This window comes from Anaerobacillus sp. 63XJN7_4_ISO-PGPR-S23-413, from assembly GCF_056173725.1.
In genome coordinates this window covers 630,092-647,942 of the sequence record NZ_CM149688.1, presented here as the reverse complement: position 1 = coordinate 647,942, position 17,851 = coordinate 630,092, and the positions used below count along the sequence as shown (strand labels likewise).

Below are 17,851 nucleotides of genomic sequence, written 5' to 3'. Positions count from 1 at the left end.
TACTGGTATTTCATCCAACTCTCATGGAATTATTTTCAGAAGTAGCACCCTTCTTTTTGATCCATACTACGGATATAAGAAAAAGAAAGGAGAATTGACTATGTTAACAACGAACCAACTTCGTTCATATAAGAAAATGATTCAAGAACGCATCCTGGCTCTTAGTGATGAATTAGATGAAAACGATGAATTTGGTGTTTCTCAGTCTTTTGCTCAACATTCTACAGGTGAACTATCCAATTACGATAATCACCCTGGCGATACGGCGACAGAATTATATGAACGCGAGAAAGATCTATCACTAAATGAACATGCAAAAACAGAATTAGCAGAACTGACAAAGGCCCTTGAACGAATTGGAAATGGAAAATATGGCATATGTGAAGTTTGTGGAAATGATATTTCAACAGAAAGACTCGCTGCCCTTCCAACAGCTTCCACATGTGTAGAACATAGTCCATCACAAAAGACATCAGACAGAAGACCAGCAGAAGAAGGTGTACTTGGCAATTCCTTCGAGGAACATGTAAACGACACTAACGATGCTACCTTTTTTGACGCTGAAGATTCATGGCAACGAGCTGCGAAGTATGGAACATCCGAAACACCTTCAGACTTTAACGCTCAGGAAATGAACTATGACAAAATGTATATTGATTCCAATGAGCCTGTCGGGTATGTCGAGGAAATCGAATCATTTTTATCAGCCGATCTAGATGGCAAACCATCTGGAGTGATTCCAAATCAACGTCATGAACGTTATGAAGACTTACTGGATGATCATGACCAGAAGGCAAGTCAGGGTACAATCGAAGATAGTGACCTCATCTAAATAAGACAGCCCTAAAAACGGGCTGTCTTATTACATTTCTTCTGGTGCATGTAGTCCTAACAATCGCAAGCCTTCTTGTAAAACAATGGAGACAGCTGACACCAGCTGCAATCTCGCTTGTTTACAGGATGGGTCATCTAAGATACGAATCTGTCCATAGTATTTATTAAAAGAACGTGAAAGGTCAAGGACAAACTTTGCGATTTGAGAAGGGTCGTATTCAGCTGCTGCTCTTTCAATTACATTTGGAAAACTAAGCAGCTTTGTCACAACTGACCAGGCTTCTTCATCTTCGAGACCTTTTATATGATCATTGGAATGAAAATCCCCTTTGCGTAGAATAGAACAAGCACGCGCATGAGTATATTGCACGTACGGACCAGTTTCACCCTCAACACGTAGCATGTCTTCAAGTGAAAACTCTATATCATTTCGACGATCATTCTTTAAGTCATGAAACAAAACGGCCCCTACCCCAATTTGTTCAGCAATCGCGTTTTTATTTTCTAAACTAGGATTTTTGGTTTCAATATTTACTTTTGCAAGCTCGATTGCTTCAGTCAACACTTCTTCTAGCAATACTACTTTCCCTTTTCTTGTCGACATTTTCTTTCCATCTTTTAACATCATTCCGAAGTTAATATGGTGCATTTGATCTGCCCAATCGAATCCCATTTTCTTTAATACTTCAAATAATTGTTTGAAATGTAGACTCTGTTCATTTCCTACGACATAGAGAGCCTTACTAAATCCATATGTTTCATAGCGATAAATGGCTGCAGCGAGATCACGGGTTGCATAAAGTGTGGCACCATCTTTCTTCTTAATTAGACATGGTGGTAAGCTCTCTCCAAGTTCTACTACCATGGCGCCACGAGATTCAACTAAGAGATTTTTTTCTTCAAGTAGATCAATGACACTCTGCATTTTATCATTATAAAATGCTTCCCCATTTGTTGAATCAAAGGTAATCCCCATAAGCTCATAAATTCGATCAAACTCTTTAAGAGATTCTTCACGGAACCATTTCCATAATGAAACGGCTTCTGGGTTACCTTCTTCTAATTCTTTAAATGCCTTACGTCCTTCATCTTCAAGACCATTATCTGATTCCGCTTTTTCATGAAATGTAATATAGAGCTTAAGGAGTTCTTTAATCGTTTGCTCACGAACCTTTTGCTCCTCCCCCCACTTTCGGTAGGCCGTTATCAATTTGCCGAACTGAGTTCCCCAGTCCCCAAGATGATTAATGCGAATGGGGCGATAGCCGACTTTTTCAACAATTAGCGCTAATGAATTTCCAATAACGGTTGAGCGTAAATGGCCCATTGAGAAGGGCTTCGCTATATTAGGTGAGGAAAGATCAATCGTCACGGCACCTCCCTTTCCTACATTAGAAGCACCGTACTCACTTCCCTCACGTACAATGCGACTTATTACCTCAGTACTAACCATTTTTTTATTAAGAAACACATTAACATAAGGCCCAACAGCTTCTACTTTTTCAAAGGCTGACTCATGAATGTCAGTAACAAGCTCCTTCGCAATTTGATGAGGAGCCATTCGTTTCACTTTGGCAAGATCAAAGCATGGGAAGGCATAGTCACCTAAAGAGTCATGCTTAGGCAGTTCAATTCGCTGCAGAATATTAAGAAAGCTCACTTCTTCTTCACATGCTTGATAAAGTTGTTGTGCAAATAATTCTTTGTAATTCATACATTCCCTCCTATTTGTATATCCATTTGCCTATAAAAAAATCTCCGTCTCTATAAAAGAGACGGAGATGAATTCCGCGGTACCACTCTGATTGCTCAATAAAACGATTTGAGCCTACTTCACTCTATAACGGGGAGTCCGACTGCTTCTACTTAATTCAAAACAGTGTCTTGAAAGTCCGGTTCATGCCTGCTAAGGTTCCGAGCTCTCACCATCCCCGGATCGCTTTATCCGTATACAAACACTACTCTCTTTCGCATTGACGATACAATATTAGTCTTATTATAGCCGACTTCCATATAAATTCAACCACTTATTTTATAAGTCCTTTTTCCGATTCAGAATATCCATTTTTTTCACCATCAGCAAAACCTTCCTGATACCCTTCTCGATAAATGGATGTTAAGTACATGGAAATCAGCTGTCTTACTTTTGGCTCTACGTTCACGACCTCTAAATGCTTCATACACCGATCAACTGCCAATTTTTCCTTTTGAACATTTTTAATCGTCATCGTTAGAACCACCTTCCGGATAAGTTATCCGTATTATACACCACCTTAACAATGTATTTGCACTCATTCGACAAGACTCGATTTGAATTATGTTAAAACCCTACAAAAGACCAGTAAACGACGAGAACAATCACGGGATAACAAAGACTATAGACCTATCACAAGGCATTTATAACTCTTTTAAATCATTTATGAATGATTCATTTCAATTCGTATACATAACTTCTCAATTATTATAACAACCTATACCTATCTAATTTTATTGAGGAGGGTGCATTGTGAGACGAAGCAAACGAAAATCAATTCGAAATGAGTCCTACCAAATTCCAACTGCTACTGAATCACATGATGCATACTATTCTCTTGAAGAGAACAAAGAATATATAAAAGCAAAATTTCATAATACAGAAGATATCAAATTCAGAAATATTACGGTTCAGGATGTGAAATGCCTACTTGCTTATTTAGATCCTTTAGTTGATGAAGAGAAGCTACAAAGAACGATTATGAAACCATTATTTGAGACAAATCAGTTAAACATCGAGGATACAGTCACATCAAAGGAATACCGGCGATCAAAAAATTTAAATGAAGCTATTACAGGATTAACAAAAGGATTTGTCGTTCTACTAATAAATGGACAAGTACATTTTTATTTACTAGAAGCTTTCTCAGGAAATTCTAGAGCAATATCTGAGCCAATTAATGAGCAAGTCGTTCGCGGTTCACATGAAGGTTTTGTCGAAAATATTATGCAAAACCTACAAATGCTTCGCAGAAGAATTGAGAATCCTAACCTTGTGATTAGGTTCTTTAAAATTGGTAAAACAACAGACACGAAAATAGCTGTTATTTACTTACAGCACCTTACAAACCCTGATCTTATCGCAGAAATAGAAAAAAGAATCACATCTATTAAAACGGATTCCATTCAAACGCCTGGCTATGTAGAAGAGTTTATTGAGGATGCACCATTCTCTCCATTCCCCCAAATGCTAAGTACGGAACGACCTGATAGAATGACTGCTCACCTCATGGAAGGAAGAGTCGGTCTCCTAATGGAAGGAAGCCCTGCAACTTTAATTTTTCCAGTAACTTTTTTTGCCTTTTATCAATCGCCTGAAGACTACAACAGCAGATGGTATATTGGATCTATCTTAAGACTCATAAGAGTAGCCAGCTTTATTTTTGCATTAGGGTTGCCTTCATTATATATCGCCACCGTATCTTTTCACCCAGAGGTACTACCTGCCGAGTTAATCTTAAATATTAAAAGCTCGCTTGAAAACGTTCCATTCCCACCATTACTAGAAGCTTTAATTATGCAAATTATTCTTGAATTATTGAGAGAAGCTGCTATACGACTACCAGGTCCTATTGCACAAACAATTGGTATTGTTGGGGGTTTAGTTATTGGGACTGCGATTGTAGAAGCTAACCTTGTATCGAATATGATGATTATTGTCGTCGCACTGACGGCTATATCATCCTTTGCAGTTCCATCGTATGAAATGAGTATGTCAATCAGGCTGCTTGGTTTTCCACTCATGCTCCTTTCTGCAGCATTTGGATTTATTGGGCTTGTCTTCGGATTATCCATCATTTTAATCCACTTATGTGGTTTAGAAACTTTCGGCACACCTTATTTCTCCCCGCTTGCACCATTTCGTTTCAACGAACTAAAAGATTCTGTTATTCGCCTTCCAAGATGGTTACTCGGTAGGCGACCGTCAGACGTTCGTGCACAGCATGGAACACAGGAGTGGGTCTCAAGAAGGTGGAAACAAAATGAAGACGAGTAGCAAAATTAATTCGGCGCAGCTTTTTTTCATCATATTCCAAACACAAGTTGGCGTAGGCGTACTCTCTCTTCCCTCTTCCTTATATGCAGGAGCTGGAACTGATGGCTGGATTACTCTTCTTGTTACTGGTGTTGCTATCCAACTAATTATTTTTATACTTTACTTTTTGAGCAACCGTTTCCCATCATTAACGCTTTTTGAATATGGGCCTAAAATCATTGGCAAATATGTAGCATTCGTCGTCTCACTTCTTTACACACTATTCGCTATTTCAACAGCGGTCATTGTATTGGAATTGTTTGAAACCACAATAAAAACTTGGATCTTATTTCGAACACCCATGATTGTCATCTTTTTATTGCTAACTATTAGTGGCACTTACCTTGCTATTGGCAGAATCAAAGTAATGGGGAGATTTTATCAGTTTGTTTCAGTTCTAATTATTCCTCTGATCATTATGGCCGCCTATACTTTAAAGGACGCGGATATTCGTTATATCTTGCCAATTGGTCAAAATGGCGTAGGAACAATCCTAAAAGCAACACAGCAAGGGATAGTATCCATGCTGGGTTTTGAAATCGTATTATTCATTTACCCTTACGTTCAAACAAAAGGGAAAGCAGCACTAAAAAGCTTAACACTGGCTAATATAGCAGTAACATTATTATATAGCTTTTTAACATTTGCAACGTACGTCTTTTTTAGCCCTTCTCAGCTTGAAATGATTCCTGAACCCCTCGTGTATATGTTAAAAGGTGTATCCTTTGTAATTGTGGATAGAGTGGATCTCCTTTTTCTTTCGATCTGGATCGTTTCTGTTATGACTTCCTATGTATCGTATATATATATTGCAGGAAGAGGCATTCAATATTTAACAAAAAGAAAAAAAACAACTGGTCCCATTTTGACTGCCGCCTTTATTGCACTGTTTTTCTCAATGTTTTCACATGATCGATATACTGTGGAAATGATTTCTAGTTATCATGCGAAAGCAAGTTATTTTTTTGCCCTTGGCTTCCCTCTCCTGCTTTTGCTCATTAGTCTTTTATTTAAGAAGAAAGAGGAGTCACGATGAAAAAACTAAAACATCTTTCCATCATTTTTTCGCTCAGCCTGTTATTTCTGACCTCTTGCTGGGATCAGGAACTTTTAAAAGAATCGAAGCTGATTTATGGGGCTGGATTGGATTATGAGAATGAAAATGAAATTCGCACAACGTTCGCCGTTCGGAACCTTGGTATTCCAGTTAGTCAAGGGGGCGTATACTCTAATCGCATTCTTTCCGTTTCAGGGTCTTCACCCAGAGATACGCGAATTAAAGTGGATCGAGTTTTATCAAAGCAAGTAACAGCTTCAAAAAATCAGCTCATTCTCTTAGGGAAAGAGATAGCCAAAAAAGACATTGACCACATTTTTGATGTCCTGTACAGAGATCCAAAAGGTCCACTAGACGCTAGAGTCGGAGTTGTCGATGGACGAGCCGAAGACATGTTAAATTTAGACCATATTGGCGATACTCTCATTACAGAATTTATGTCAGATCTTATTAAAGGTGCTGAAAATAAAACAGAAGCCCCGCGAATGACGATCGAAAAAACATTTCGTTATTCTAAAGATGTTGGACAAGATTACGCCCTTCCATATATTAGTTTCAACAAGGATGTGGGCGCACCTGAAATAAACGGAATTGCTTTATTTCATCACGCCAACTATACAGGAGTTGTTCTTCCTCCAATAGACGCAACCTTACTACTCCTTATGGCTGATAGGAAAAGTAAAAAAGCAAGTATTACAGAAAATATTGGTGAAGAACACAATGAAGGTTTTCTCACCAAAACCGTTACTATAAACGTCCGAAATGCCAAAGCATCTAATGAATATTCTTTTCAAGATCAACAATTAAATAAAGGCGTTATCAATCTTGAAATAAGAGGAAATGTAGAAGAATATCCTCAAAACCATCTGTTTAAAGAAGGAATGGTACATGATATTGCAGATGAATTATCCACACGGTTAACAAAAAGAGCGAATGATATTCTTCATAAACTTCAAGAAGCCAACTGTGACTTCCTAGGTATTGGTCGTGATTTAAATGCTTATCACCACAAAGCATGGAATGAAAAACAGTGGGATAATGACTATCCAAAACTAGATCTTCAGGCAAACGTAAAGGTAAAGATCGCTGAAACAGGAATAATTAAATAGAAAGAGAGTAAGCGCACAACGCTTACTCTCTTTCTATTTGCTTCATCTCTTCAATCGCCGGTTCTTTTGCACCATACCAAGAATAGGCGACTTCATAATATTCCCCTTCATCCACAAGGTTCCAGGCCATTTCATCTTCAACCAAAAGTTCAATGGCCTCTCCTTCTCCTTCAGGCTGAACAAAAACATAGAAATGATGATCTGTGCTTTCCTTCTTAATCACTTCACCATGTTCAATATGTTTTTCATGAACATAGGTATACTTTCCAATTAAAAAAAGGCTGACAAGTACGACGATACTTGCAATCGATATATTTAATGCTCTCTTTCTATTCATAGTGCCTCCGTATTGAACATGTTTAGTATTAAGTTACCACAAACATTAGTATTTTAACAAAGTTAGATTAGGATGTTTAATGATTTTTTCACACGGGTACCATTTATTATAAGAGACGATACAAGGAGGAATTACAAATGGCTAAGAATTCTCAATACCAACCAATTCATGAGAGTGGTTTCTCACTAAGTGATGCTCAAGAAGTAGCTTATGCGAAAGAATTTAAGAAAGCAGATATTGCAGGCGGAATTCGTAAGCCTAAAGTGAAAAGGGCAAAGAGCGAAAATCCTGATCTACTTAAATAATGACTCTAAGGAGCCATGCTGATTGCATGGCTCCTTATTTATGCAGTACTTAGACTTCATCAAACCTTTTTCACAAATGCGTCGTACCCATTCTTTTTCAATTTCTGGCATAATTGATCAGCGCTAGCCTTCTCCTTATAAGCGCCGGCCTGGACGTAATACAGTGACTGTGGAAGCGCACCTTTTAAATACCGCACGGCCGCAAGTACAGCTTCCTCAGCGAGCTGAAGGCGATAGGAACGAGCCTTTAATTTTTTTACATCCGACGAAGAATCCAAAAAGCCGTATTCAATTATTACTGTCTCTACATCTCCAGTCAATCGATGCATGTAGTAGTAATCTTTTCTATCCGCTCCTTCTCTAGAGAATACCCTTCGCAATCCCATCCCGGCTTTTTTCAAACCTTCTGCTATACTGCCTGCCAAATCACTCTTTGCGTAAATTGAATGAATAACTTCAGCCCCACTTCCTCCTCCCGCATTATAATGGTTACTCAAACAAATCGAAGCACCTGACCCTTTCACAAGTGCAGAACGCTTTTCAGAAGATAGATCAATATCTGTCGTTCTTGTGATCGCACACGGTATGCCAAGATTCTTCAAAAACTCATATTGATGAAGCGCTACTTCCATAGTCCAATCCTTCTCTTTCACGCCATTCGCCACCGCTCCTGGATCATTCCCGCCATGTCCTGCATCAATGATAATCACTTTTCATTCCCCCTCTATTCCTTTTTCGTATCGATTATTCTCGATACCAATCGCTGCCTCCTTATGCTATATATCGAATTGAAAAAGATAAAAGGGGCATTAACAGATAATTTTTACAAATTCTGCAACCTTTCTTTTGATCCTTCGTCTTAATAGGAAAGGTCTTAGTTTCAATTGCTATTCAGTGCCAACCCTAAATGACCTTCGAAGGATGATGATATGAACGATAATTCCCCTCTTAAACTTAATGCAGATTTCTCTACCTATACAACACTGCAAAAAACAGAGTTAGTCGAAGAATTAATGGATCAATACGGCGAAGCTCTGCTAAGACTGGCTTATACTTATGTAAAGGACTGGGGTAAAGCAGAAGATATCATACAGGAGGTTTTTCTGACTTGCTTTTTAAAGATAAATACCTTTCGAGGAGAAGCTTCTCTAAAGAACTGGCTTTATCGCATTGCGATTAACCGTTGTCATGACTATGTACGAAGCTGGTCTTTTAAAAACATCATTCCAAGTAACATGATCTTAAATTTCTCTAAGAATCATCAGCCTTCCCCAGAACTTATTGCGATAACAAAAGAAGAATCTTATATGTTACGCCAAACGATTTTACAACTTCCATTAAAATATCGTGAAGCATTTATTCTCTACTATCATGAAGATTTATCCATTAGGGACATTAGTTCACTCCTTGACACAAAAGAGGCAACTATAAAATCCAGATTGCACAGGGCTCGTCGCCTTCTTGAATCAAGACTGAATAATGAAAGTGAGTGAATGAAAAATGAACCAAAATAGATTAAAAGAAAAAGTGAAAGAATCTTTATTCATTAAAGAGCATTTAACAGAAAGAAAAAAAGAAAGAATTATGGAAAATATCCTTATTGCTCATTACGCTGACCATAAGAAGAAACGAAGCACCTTTCTAGCATTGGTTGGATTTGCGGTCTGTTTGGCACTACTTATGACAGTCACTCTCACAGTCATTGATATTGATTTGGATCCTCCTATAAAACATGAAGCTTCTAACAAACTACAAGAGGCCCCATACGTAAGTGCAGCTTATATGAAGCGGGCATCAGAAATTGCTCAACGTGACCTAGATATTCTCGATGTAACCTATTTCTCAATGGATAAAACGATCTATCTGGATATCATGGTGTCAGACAGTTTTTCAAATAAAAAAATGAAGGAACTAACAATACAATATTTGGAGGTGTTATCTCATTTATATCAATTGAAAAATGATCAACTGGGGGAAATATGGGATTATTATCATTTAGAAATTACGATTAAACCAAACAGCGATTACCCTTCTTTAGCCTTTATGGATGAAGAAGATAGTACCTTTTTTCTTAAAGGTTCTAAGAGGATAAAGGAAGCAAGTATGAGTTGGTCCTCTCCATCTAATTAACTAACCTGTATGAATTTTTATCCGCTACTCGTAGATCATAGTAACGTTGTAAACAATCATAAAAGAAAAAGCACAATCTTGAATTGTGCTTTTTCTTATCTACTTGCCGTTTTCCTCTCCATCATTTCGCCATGATTATGAACAAAAGAAAAGGAACTTGAATCGATCTCTGTCTTTGTTTCAGGAAGTTCAACATTCTTCATCCTTCTACTATACGACTGCTTATCTAACACTTGCTTGAAGCCTTCTAAAACAAAATTCAGTGCCAGTATGACAAGAACAAAACATAGGATGGGAATCAACGGAATCCATGTTTCATATGAAAGGAATCTAAAGGTGGATCCAATTAACCCTGACCATTCTCCAGAAACCGAGCGATATTCATCACCTAACATAGGGTCTGGATTAAAGAACGTTCCACCAAAAAACAACTTCAACAATCCAAGATGTAGCAAAAGAATCAGAACGTTAACAATTTGCTGAAGAAAAATAATCATCATTCGTGGTCCTAAGTGTGGTAGTACATGCTTTGAAAGAATATGTCTTCTAGAGCCTCCTAACGTTCGTGCTCCTTCAATAAATTCTCTACCCCAAATGGCGTTCGTTTCATTTGAAATAAGAATCGTCGTTGTAGGAATAGCGACCGCTGTCAAGATAATCACTTCAAAAACCATGCGTTCAGTGAAAGAGTATGAAAACGTTCCTTCCATCCCGTTTTCCATTAATACTCCATGGAGAATAAAGTAACATAATAACGAAATAGGGATATACTGCATCGCATCCACCACTCCAGCTGTGCTTCTAAGCGTTCGGCGAAAATAAGTCCCTCCAATTACACCTGCAACAAACGATAACGCCATTCTCATTGAAGCAACAAGAAAGGCAATTCCAATTGTATATTTCGCACCAATGATAATTTGCTCAAACAAATGGTAGCCGAACTTATCTGTACCAAATGGAAGAACTTGTACAGGTGAAAGAGGCGATCGGTCAATTAAATTTCCATCGTCGTCATAAAGCATAAACGTTTGAGGAATGTCATCATGGTAAACGAGCGAATAAAAAATACTGCTACCTAGTAAGAGAACGATAATGATCATTCCGAACATAAACATTGGATTTCGCAACGCACTTTTCAACATCCTTCTTCCCTCACTTCCGAACTATAGTAACGCTTCTTCTTTTGAAACTTGCTCCGCTACAAACTGGTAAAGTGTCAACGCCAAGAAGATAGGGATAAAAAGACATAAAGCGCCTACCGTGAAAATTTCTGGCGTAGGATGTTCATACATAAAGCGGATTAATCCGTTCAAATTGAAGACGAATTCCATAATAAATAAATTAGATAACGTAAACCAGACAATGGAGCGCGAATGGAAGTAAATCGATAAAATCGCATTCCGAAAAACATGGACAAGGAAAATGACTGTTGATTGCACGCCTTTCGTTCGCGCAAGCTCAACATAAGGCTTTTCAAATTCCTCTTCGAAAACTTGCATCATAATTCGGTAGAATAGGAAAGCTGGTAATATAGATAGCACTAATATAGGCATCGTATAAATTCGTTCATATACTGCAATATCCATTAACAAAATATCGGTTTTTTTATAAAACCAGATGATTCCAATTTGAACAATTACGAGAATAAATACATCTGGAAAAGATTCAGTTAGAAACGCAAATCGTTTAAACCATTTTCGCATAGGAGGCGTAAATCTGTAGGTAACGTATGTAAAAACAAATCCTACAACAAACGAAAGAAATAAGGCACTGAATAAAATGACTATGGAATATGTCGCATAATCAAAGACCTCTGGGAACAATTGATAATTCGCATTCCCAGAGCGAAACGTTATATCTTGATAGTGGATCAACTCCTCTAATGTCTTAACTAATCTCTTCAAATATCCAGAAAAATCAAGCTTCATGCCATTGAATAACCCCGGTAACGCCCCTAGTAACAGCACACCAATAAATGCAGTAATAAACTTAAGACTAGTTCGAACAGCCTTATTCTCCATACGGTATCCCCCTAATGAATTCAATTTTCCTTCATAGCTGATCGTGTAGGTTTCTTGATTTAACTTAGTCTATCTTAAAGACGGAGCAAATAAGTAAAAGTTTCAGATAGAGCATAAAGAATCATTTTTTATTACATGTGATGAAACTCCCCCCTGCCGAATACGCTGTTAACAGCGCACTTTCGAAAGGAGGCCTCCCTTAAACATGTCTACCTCACTTGAGATAATCCGGAAAACAGAAGGCATTAAACGTCTTGATCTGTATATAAGAGAGTTGATTCAGCATGATGCAAAATTAGCCATTTCACGCATCAATGACGAGGACCTCACTTATCCCACTCTCTATGTCTTATCAAAGGTTATTCGCGAACACAGTCTCACAAAGAACTTATCAGATCGGAATAAAGTAGCTTTGTCCATCCAAAGAGATATCCTTGCTACAGAACGTACACCAGCAACTCCTTTTCCATATTCAGTCTGCGATCTTCCACAGTTCATTCACTCTGTACTCAGATGGATGGTCGAAACTGGGAAAGAGGATAAACTGAATGCTCGTTATCGACTTGTTATTGACCGCGCTGCTGGGCTATTGACAACCATCTATCAAAACCCGGAAGACCTCTCCCTTGTTTCAGAACTATTATTCAAGAGAAACAGCGAGGGCCACTCTACACATTACTTAACATGGTCTTATTTTTCTTCACGAAACATGTCTAGTCTCCTCCCTATTGGTGAAAAACTATTATCTTCTCATGAAGAAGAAGTTGAGTTTGCAAGAGAACTGCTTCATTTCATTTCCGGTTTAGAAGAAAGCTCTGATCAGTATGCCTATTTTAGGGGTTGGTATGAAGAGAACCTCCCATACCTTCTTCATAATGAAAATAGCTATGAATTAACAGCTGAACTTTCACCTTATATTATCGATCACTACACAAAATACCGTGAACATCATTCAAACACTTCATCGGAATACCATCGAGATAAAGGATTTCATACGTTAACCGAAGATGAAAAAGAAGATCTTGCCAACTTCTCCTATCAAATGAGAAAAAGATCTCGAAACAAATGGAAGGAGTGGATCAATCGACCTCTCGATGCCCAATTGACGCTCATTGAGGAGGTTCATCATGATTACTATAGGAGGTAATAGTTTAAATAAAGACGATGCGATAAACGCTGGTATCGTACGACCTCTTGAACAAACGATACTTCATGTCATGTATGCAAGTCCCTATACGTATTCCTATCGCTCGATGGATGCCTTATTATTTGAAATTCGATTTAGAGTAGCCATCACAGACAGTTCACGTGAACTTTACTATAGCGGTGTTCAATTTGCAGACTTTTATCGATCGCGATGTAACCCTATGTTCTGGAACCTCCTCCCAGATGGCGCCTTTCAATTAAAAATGGGCGTTCCGGCATCTGAAGCAATACTCGATATTTACCGAAATGGGAGACTATATGCGTTTGAATGCGCCACCGCTATGATTATTATTCTCTATCACGCAGCAGTCAAAATGCTCCCTCCCGCACAGTTTAATCGACTTTTTTCAAACATACGGCTTTGGGGATGGAAATACGATCAAGATTTGCAAATCGTTCATAACATTCCTCCTGACTACCTTCCTGGGGATATTCGATATGTAAAAAATCCTGACGTGAATCCTCTTACGCCAGAATGGCAAGGTGAGAATGTTGTAGATTTAGGGGACGGTACTTTTTTTGGACACGGTTTAGGCTTTCGAACCGTTGAAGGTATGATTGAAGCCCTTGCATTAAGAAGACGGCCGGGTGCGACGCGGATGCCTTATTTAATGCTTCCTGCTACTAGACCTGGGTTTTCCTACTTGTATCAATTCTCATCCAATAGAAAAGAAGGAACAACGCCTATTATGTTGTTCGATGACACCTTACAGCGATCAACAATGTCAATTGATGAATATGAAGAAAAGCATGAAGAACTTCTAAAAAACTTCATAACGATACGAATTGGAAATAGCTCTTGAATAAAATCAGGCTAACTCCCGGGTCATAAGCCCTCCACCCCGTTTTCACATATGCATATGGTAAAGTAACGGGTGGTGAACGCATTGAAAGAATTCCCTGAAATTCAAACTGAACGCCTTGTTTTAACAGCACTTAAAGAAGAAGATCGTAGTTCACTTTTTTCCATATTCGCAGATCCACTTGTCACCTATTATGATGGTGGAAAAGTTATGAAAACCTCTACACAGGCCCTTCACTATATACGTGCTTTCAAAGATACCACATCGATATCTTTGACCAATACAATACGTTGGGGTGTCCGATTGAAGACCTCAAACAAATTAATTGGTACGGCAGGTTTCCAAAACTGGGATCGCACCTCTTCTAAAGCAGAAATTGGTGCCATTCTGTCTCGAAATTACTGGAGCGGTGGTTATGGAGCCGAAGCAGCAAAAGCCGTTATAGAATACGGTTTTGAACAAATGAAACTTCACAAAATTTATGCGCAAACAATAGAAGACAACCGTGCCGCTGTTAAGCGTTTAGATGAGCTTGGCTTTCATGAAGAAGGACGCTTTATAGATCACGTCTATTTAAGAAATCAGTATTATCATGTGCTCGTTTATTCTCTATTCCAATAAAATCTAATAGGTAATTTCCTTACTTCCGCTCACACTCCTTAAATGTGCAAAAAAAAACGCTTCTTCAGATAATACCTGAAGAAGCGTTTCTTTATACTTGTTTACTAGGCGGTGGAGACATAAATGCAGCAATTGTACCGAGAATTGGAAAGATAAGTATAATCAATAATATTTCTGTATACCCTCCAAAAACGTCAAAAGCAATACCAAATGGAAGTGGTCCAAAAGCAGAGCCTATGACCATCGTCGTTGTCGCAATTCCTTTAATACTCCCTAGATGTTCCCTACCAAAATAATTCGGCCATATAATGTTTAATGTAATCCGTTCAATACCTCCAATCATTCCCCAAAGAACGGCAAACACAATAGCAAGTAAATAAGTATGCACCTGAGTTAACAATAAGATAAATACCATTTGGCCAATAAACGATAAACCAAGAACAATATGAACGTTCACGCGCTCGAGAATAAATCCAGAAGCCATTGTGACAGGGAAGCCAACAATCGCCATGATACTCAATATGATGGCAGCTGTACTTCCTGGTACACCTTGCTCACCTAGAATAGAAAATAAGTGAAAAGTTAAACCGGTATTGACAAGTGCAGGAATACTAACGCAAAAAAGAATAAACCAAAATGCTCTCGTTCTCATCGCTTCTTTCACAGTCCAATTCGTTTCGAAGCCCTCTTCTTGCTCCTCTTCTTCCATTTTCTCTTCTCGACGTTGTGCAAGTCTTTTCTTCGAAATAGCATTATCAGGAAGAAGTCCGATGTCTTCAGGTTTATTTTTAACAATAAAAAACACAACAGGTAGAAAAATAACAATGAGTGCGAGTCCAAGTATTCTCCAGGCACTTTCCCATCCAAACGTTGTAATTAGCCATGTATTAAGTGGAGGAAAAGAAGCTGAGCTTAAAAAACCACCAATAGCCATAAAGCTAAGTGCTCGCCCACGCTTTACTACAAACCACTGAGGCACAAGTGTATTCGGAATTAACGTCATTGAACCTTGTCCGAATAAACGAAGCATAAAAAAACCAATAAATAGCATGACAGGTCCAATAACAAAGCTATTCCAAAAACATGCGACTGCTAGCAAAGCCCCCATTATGAGCATCATTCGCCGCTGTCCATGTTTATCTACTAATCTCCCTACAACAAATAACAATAGTCCAGCCGCCAGCGTAGCAGAAGAATAAATGCCTGATACAAGCGATCGTCCCCAGCCAAAATCTTGAATGTAATAGTCAATGAACACAGATACGGCGTAAGTTTGACCTGGTCCTGAAAAAAAGACGCCAATGGCTGCTGCCATCACAATATACCATCCATAAAAAAAGGATGAGTTTTGCTGCTTCGAAAATAACTGCATCCAATAACTCCTCTCAAGCTGTCATTAAATAACATTCTATCGAAGAAAAGCTAAATACTAAAACACTTTGCTTTGTCATCCATATATCGTTATTTTCATTCATTCCTACAACCTCAAAATAGATTGTTCTATTTCTTTTTGTAATCTTGCTGTAACCTTTTAAGTAGATATATCGTTTTAATAAATAGAAGAAGGAGGGCTGAAGAATGGATAAGACATTTGAACGTTTATATGATCGCTACCACACGAACTTATTTCAATTTTTATTCTATATGGTAAAAAATAGAGCAATTGCGGAAGAGTTAGTGCAAGAGGTTTATATTAACGTGCTACGTTCTTATGACAAGTATGAAGAACGCAGCAATGAGAAGACATGGTTGTTTGCCATTGCGAGAAATATAGCCATTGATTATTTACGTACACACAATCGAAGAACCTCAAGGTGGCTTAGTAAGTTCGATTTTAACAAGCAGCAGCCAACTGATGAATCTCCACTTCCGGAAGAAATCCTACTTCAAAAAGAAGAAGTCCAAGCCATTTATAAATGTTTAAGAGAATGCACACTTGATCAGCAACAGGTGCTAATTCTTCGCTACATTCAAGAGCTGTCGATAAACGAAACAGCCGAAATATTAAATTGGAGTGTTAGTAAAGTGAAAACAACTCAGCATCGGGCTATTAAAGCGCTCCGCGAGCTAGTAGATGATCCATCCAAAAACCAACTAAAGGGGGTCTTATGATGAGTGATCGAACAAAATCCCTTCTTTCTCAACTACCTGAAGTCAAAGATCATAGAAGCAAAGAATCGATCTATCACAACATCGAGAAAAAAAAGAATGAACAATCACAAAGACATCGAACAAAGAAGAAAACGCCATGGATTATTCCTAGTATTGCCGCTATTGTGGTCCTATTCCTGGCCGTTCTAATTACGCCTGGTCTCTTCAATCAAAATGATAACTCTTCTAATATGGCCATTACACAATCAGACTCAAACAATTCAGATACAGCAAACTCTTCAGCCTCAGGAGATGATTCAAAATCTGAAAGCACAACATTAGCACCTACAGATGAGAAATCAGATCAAACGAGTGATACTGTTAAGGAAGAGCCGCCAACACTCACAAGAGAACCGACTACTTTTGACAGCTACATTCCAGCATTTCAGCAGTCTGAAGGAGCAAACGTTGTCGTTTCTTTCCCAGATCCTGAAAGCTTACTTCTCATTCCGCTTTCATTTACTTTAGATGAAAACAAAAGCATACAAGAAAACTTAGAAGAAATTTTATCTACTTTTGATGTTTCGGAATTTGGTCTTGAACGCTCACCACTAGTTGATACAACTCTAGATTTGATTGATACTGATGGAATTAAAACACTCATAGTTAGCTTCAAAGAGTCTGGTGATAGCCTTTCATCGACGGAATCAATTATGATAAACGATAGTGTTCAACAGTTAGCGAAAAGTCTCGGTGCCGATCAAATCAATTGGCAAACGAATGGAGAGGAAGGCTACACTCTCGGAAATTTCGGTTCAGCTGACACGACAGTGAATCAAAAACCTTCTCCATATTACCTATATGAATCAAGTTCTGAATTACGTTTTCTCGTAAAAGGACCATCCCTTTCAGGTGAAGAAGGTGCTGAACTCGATGTCGCTCTCTCGCTTATGAAAGAAGGCGATCCTAACGTGCCCTATTATATGCCAGCGATCCCTCCTAACGTAGACATCTATTCATTCGACGGAGACGGTGCTGAAGCAACAATTACCTTTACGGAAGAAAGTGAATTTCAATCAGAAGAGGAAGCGATGCAAACAATCGAAGCCATAATGCTTACTGCTTCTCAATATAACTATCAGACGATTCGTTTTGAGAACACTGGCTTTGATCAAATCGGTGGATATTCACTCGATCAATCCCTAACCATTCCTTCTTCTCCCAACGCTATTTCGAGATGAAAATAAACAAAACACCCGGCAATTTAT

19 protein-coding genes and 1 other annotated feature are annotated in these 17,851 nt (G+C 38.4%); of the genes, 12 read left to right on the top strand and 7 right to left on the bottom strand.

Going from position 1 to position 17,851, the window contains the following annotated elements; genetic code table 11:
• Window positions 1–100 precede the first annotated feature (100 nt).
• Entirely contained in the window at window positions 101–832 is a 732-nt protein-coding gene (locus AC0VYO_RS03590; protein WP_475368399.1) for a TraR/DksA C4-type zinc finger protein, read from the top strand.
• Between the two features lie 30 nt (window positions 833–862).
• Here the strand turns inward: AC0VYO_RS03590 and argS are convergent, their stop codons facing one another.
• On the bottom strand, window positions 863–2,548 hold the full coding sequence (gene argS, locus AC0VYO_RS03585) for an arginine--tRNA ligase (protein WP_475366565.1): 1,686 nt from the start codon (window positions 2,546–2,548) through the stop codon (window positions 863–865).
• Between the two features lie 54 nt (window positions 2,549–2,602).
• Window positions 2,603–2,817, bottom strand: a binding site (T-box leader).
• 44 nt (window positions 2,818–2,861) lie between these two features.
• The gene (locus AC0VYO_RS03580) at window positions 2,862–3,062 is read right to left on the bottom strand and encodes a hypothetical protein (RefSeq protein WP_430246761.1); all 201 of its coding nucleotides are present in this window, start codon (window positions 3,060–3,062) and stop codon (window positions 2,862–2,864) included.
• A 278-nt stretch (window positions 3,063–3,340) separates the two neighbouring features.
• Here AC0VYO_RS03580 and AC0VYO_RS03575 point away from each other — a divergent pair, with 278 nt between their 5' ends.
• From AC0VYO_RS03575 to AC0VYO_RS03565, 3 genes are read left to right on the top strand one after another with little or no spacing between them, the layout of a single operon-like run.
• Window positions 3,341–4,864 carry a spore germination protein gene (locus AC0VYO_RS03575; protein ID WP_475366564.1) on the top strand — a complete coding sequence of 508 codons (1,524 nt, stop codon included), beginning with the start codon at window positions 3,341–3,343 and terminating at the stop codon, window positions 4,862–4,864.
• On the top strand, window positions 4,851–5,939 hold the full coding sequence (locus AC0VYO_RS03570; protein WP_475366563.1) for a GerAB/ArcD/ProY family transporter: 1,089 nt from the start codon (window positions 4,851–4,853) through the stop codon (window positions 5,937–5,939). The genes AC0VYO_RS03575 and AC0VYO_RS03570 overlap by 14 nt, the downstream gene beginning before the upstream one ends.
• Entirely contained in the window at window positions 5,936–7,069 is a 1,134-nt protein-coding gene (locus AC0VYO_RS03565) for a Ger(x)C family spore germination protein (protein ID WP_475366562.1), read from the top strand. The genes AC0VYO_RS03570 and AC0VYO_RS03565 overlap by 4 nt, the downstream gene beginning before the upstream one ends.
• A gap of 22 nt (window positions 7,070–7,091) precedes the next feature.
• Here the strand turns inward: AC0VYO_RS03565 and AC0VYO_RS03560 are convergent, their stop codons facing one another.
• Window positions 7,092–7,406: a hypothetical protein gene (locus AC0VYO_RS03560; protein ID WP_283152975.1), complete on the bottom strand. Its 315-nt coding sequence runs from the start codon at window positions 7,404–7,406 to the stop codon at window positions 7,092–7,094.
• 137 nt (window positions 7,407–7,543) lie between these two features.
• Between AC0VYO_RS03560 and AC0VYO_RS03555 the strand changes: the two genes are divergently transcribed.
• Complete coding sequence (locus tag AC0VYO_RS03555; RefSeq protein ID WP_084006653.1) at window positions 7,544–7,711, top strand: YfhE family protein; 168 nt, start codon at window positions 7,544–7,546, stop codon at window positions 7,709–7,711.
• A gap of 59 nt (window positions 7,712–7,770) precedes the next feature.
• Here the strand turns inward: AC0VYO_RS03555 and AC0VYO_RS03550 are convergent, their stop codons facing one another.
• The gene (locus tag AC0VYO_RS03550) at window positions 7,771–8,421 is read right to left on the bottom strand and encodes an N-acetylmuramoyl-L-alanine amidase (RefSeq protein ID WP_430246770.1); all 651 of its coding nucleotides are present in this window, start codon (window positions 8,419–8,421) and stop codon (window positions 7,771–7,773) included.
• Window positions 8,422–8,640: 219 nt separating this feature from the next.
• On the opposite strand from AC0VYO_RS03550, the gene AC0VYO_RS03545 reads away from it, so the two are divergent.
• Both AC0VYO_RS03545 and AC0VYO_RS03540 read left to right on the top strand, forming a co-directional pair.
• Window positions 8,641–9,204 carry a sigma-70 family RNA polymerase sigma factor gene (locus AC0VYO_RS03545; protein ID WP_430246772.1) on the top strand — a complete coding sequence of 188 codons (564 nt, stop codon included), beginning with the start codon at window positions 8,641–8,643 and terminating at the stop codon, window positions 9,202–9,204.
• 7 nt (window positions 9,205–9,211) lie between these two features.
• Entirely contained in the window at window positions 9,212–9,841 is a 630-nt protein-coding gene (locus tag AC0VYO_RS03540) for a hypothetical protein (protein ID WP_475366561.1), read from the top strand.
• A 95-nt stretch (window positions 9,842–9,936) separates the two neighbouring features.
• Here the strand turns inward: AC0VYO_RS03540 and AC0VYO_RS03535 are convergent, their stop codons facing one another.
• Both AC0VYO_RS03535 and AC0VYO_RS03530 read right to left on the bottom strand, forming a co-directional pair.
• Window positions 9,937–10,983: an ABC transporter permease gene (locus tag AC0VYO_RS03535; RefSeq protein ID WP_475366560.1), complete on the bottom strand. Its 1,047-nt coding sequence runs from the start codon at window positions 10,981–10,983 to the stop codon at window positions 9,937–9,939.
• Window positions 10,984–11,004: 21 nt separating this feature from the next.
• Window positions 11,005–11,862 carry an ABC transporter permease subunit gene (locus tag AC0VYO_RS03530; RefSeq protein ID WP_475366559.1) on the bottom strand — a complete coding sequence of 286 codons (858 nt, stop codon included), beginning with the start codon at window positions 11,860–11,862 and terminating at the stop codon, window positions 11,005–11,007.
• A gap of 205 nt (window positions 11,863–12,067) precedes the next feature.
• On the opposite strand from AC0VYO_RS03530, the gene AC0VYO_RS03525 reads away from it, so the two are divergent.
• The 3 genes from AC0VYO_RS03525 (at window position 12,068) to AC0VYO_RS03515 (ending at window position 14,492) form a co-directional block, all read left to right on the top strand.
• Window positions 12,068–13,009: a hypothetical protein gene (locus AC0VYO_RS03525; RefSeq protein WP_430246780.1), complete on the top strand. Its 942-nt coding sequence runs from the start codon at window positions 12,068–12,070 to the stop codon at window positions 13,007–13,009.
• Window positions 12,990–13,871, top strand: a complete 882-nt coding sequence (locus AC0VYO_RS03520; RefSeq protein WP_430246782.1) for a protein-glutamine gamma-glutamyltransferase — start codon at window positions 12,990–12,992, stop codon at window positions 13,869–13,871. Before AC0VYO_RS03525 ends, AC0VYO_RS03520 begins: the two co-directional genes overlap by 20 nt.
• An 84-nt stretch (window positions 13,872–13,955) precedes the next feature.
• Window positions 13,956–14,492, top strand: a complete 537-nt coding sequence (locus AC0VYO_RS03515) for a GNAT family N-acetyltransferase (RefSeq protein WP_430246784.1) — start codon at window positions 13,956–13,958, stop codon at window positions 14,490–14,492.
• A gap of 91 nt (window positions 14,493–14,583) precedes the next feature.
• On the opposite strand, the gene AC0VYO_RS03510 is transcribed toward AC0VYO_RS03515, so the two are convergent.
• Window positions 14,584–15,864: an MFS transporter gene (locus tag AC0VYO_RS03510; RefSeq protein ID WP_430246786.1), complete on the bottom strand. Its 1,281-nt coding sequence runs from the start codon at window positions 15,862–15,864 to the stop codon at window positions 14,584–14,586.
• Between the two features lie 206 nt (window positions 15,865–16,070).
• Here AC0VYO_RS03510 and AC0VYO_RS03505 point away from each other — a divergent pair, with 206 nt between their 5' ends.
• Window positions 16,071–16,604: an RNA polymerase sigma factor SigX gene (locus tag AC0VYO_RS03505; RefSeq protein ID WP_475366557.1), complete on the top strand. Its 534-nt coding sequence runs from the start codon at window positions 16,071–16,073 to the stop codon at window positions 16,602–16,604.
• Window positions 16,604–17,824, top strand: a complete 1,221-nt coding sequence (locus AC0VYO_RS03500; RefSeq protein WP_475366556.1) for a hypothetical protein — start codon at window positions 16,604–16,606, stop codon at window positions 17,822–17,824. Before AC0VYO_RS03505 ends, AC0VYO_RS03500 begins: the two co-directional genes overlap by 1 nt.
• Window positions 17,825–17,851: the final 27 nt, after the last annotated feature.

Excerpts from the sequence above, each read along its gene's own strand:
- AC0VYO_RS03580 (WP_430246761.1), bottom strand. The coding sequence starts at position 3,062 with ATGACGATTAAAAATGTTCAAAAGGAAAAATTGGCAGTTGATCGGTGT.
- AC0VYO_RS03590 (WP_475368399.1), top strand. The coding sequence starts at position 101 with ATGTTAACAACGAACCAACTTCGTTCATATAAGAAAATGATTCAAGAA.
- AC0VYO_RS03525 (WP_430246780.1), top strand. The coding sequence starts at position 12,068 with ATGTCTACCTCACTTGAGATAATCCGGAAAACAGAAGGCATTAAACGT.
- AC0VYO_RS03535 (WP_475366560.1), bottom strand. The coding sequence starts at position 10,983 with ATGTTGAAAAGTGCGTTGCGAAATCCAATGTTTATGTTCGGAATGATC.
- AC0VYO_RS03545 (WP_430246772.1), top strand. The coding sequence starts at position 8,641 with ATGAACGATAATTCCCCTCTTAAACTTAATGCAGATTTCTCTACCTAT.
- AC0VYO_RS03570 (WP_475366563.1), top strand. The coding sequence starts at position 4,851 with ATGAAGACGAGTAGCAAAATTAATTCGGCGCAGCTTTTTTTCATCATA.
- AC0VYO_RS03505 (WP_475366557.1), top strand. The coding sequence starts at position 16,071 with ATGGATAAGACATTTGAACGTTTATATGATCGCTACCACACGAACTTA.
- AC0VYO_RS03500 (WP_475366556.1), top strand. The coding sequence starts at position 16,604 with ATGAGTGATCGAACAAAATCCCTTCTTTCTCAACTACCTGAAGTCAAA.
- AC0VYO_RS03520 (WP_430246782.1), top strand. The coding sequence starts at position 12,990 with ATGATTACTATAGGAGGTAATAGTTTAAATAAAGACGATGCGATAAAC.
- argS (WP_475366565.1), bottom strand. The coding sequence starts at position 2,548 with ATGAATTACAAAGAATTATTTGCACAACAACTTTATCAAGCATGTGAA.
- AC0VYO_RS03530 (WP_475366559.1), bottom strand. The coding sequence starts at position 11,862 with ATGGAGAATAAGGCTGTTCGAACTAGTCTTAAGTTTATTACTGCATTT.
- AC0VYO_RS03540 (WP_475366561.1), top strand. The coding sequence starts at position 9,212 with ATGAACCAAAATAGATTAAAAGAAAAAGTGAAAGAATCTTTATTCATT.
- AC0VYO_RS03510 (WP_430246786.1), bottom strand. The coding sequence starts at position 15,864 with ATGCAGTTATTTTCGAAGCAGCAAAACTCATCCTTTTTTTATGGATGG.
- AC0VYO_RS03565 (WP_475366562.1), top strand. The coding sequence starts at position 5,936 with ATGAAAAAACTAAAACATCTTTCCATCATTTTTTCGCTCAGCCTGTTA.
- AC0VYO_RS03555 (WP_084006653.1), top strand. The coding sequence starts at position 7,544 with ATGGCTAAGAATTCTCAATACCAACCAATTCATGAGAGTGGTTTCTCA.
- AC0VYO_RS03560 (WP_283152975.1), bottom strand. The coding sequence starts at position 7,406 with ATGAATAGAAAGAGAGCATTAAATATATCGATTGCAAGTATCGTCGTA.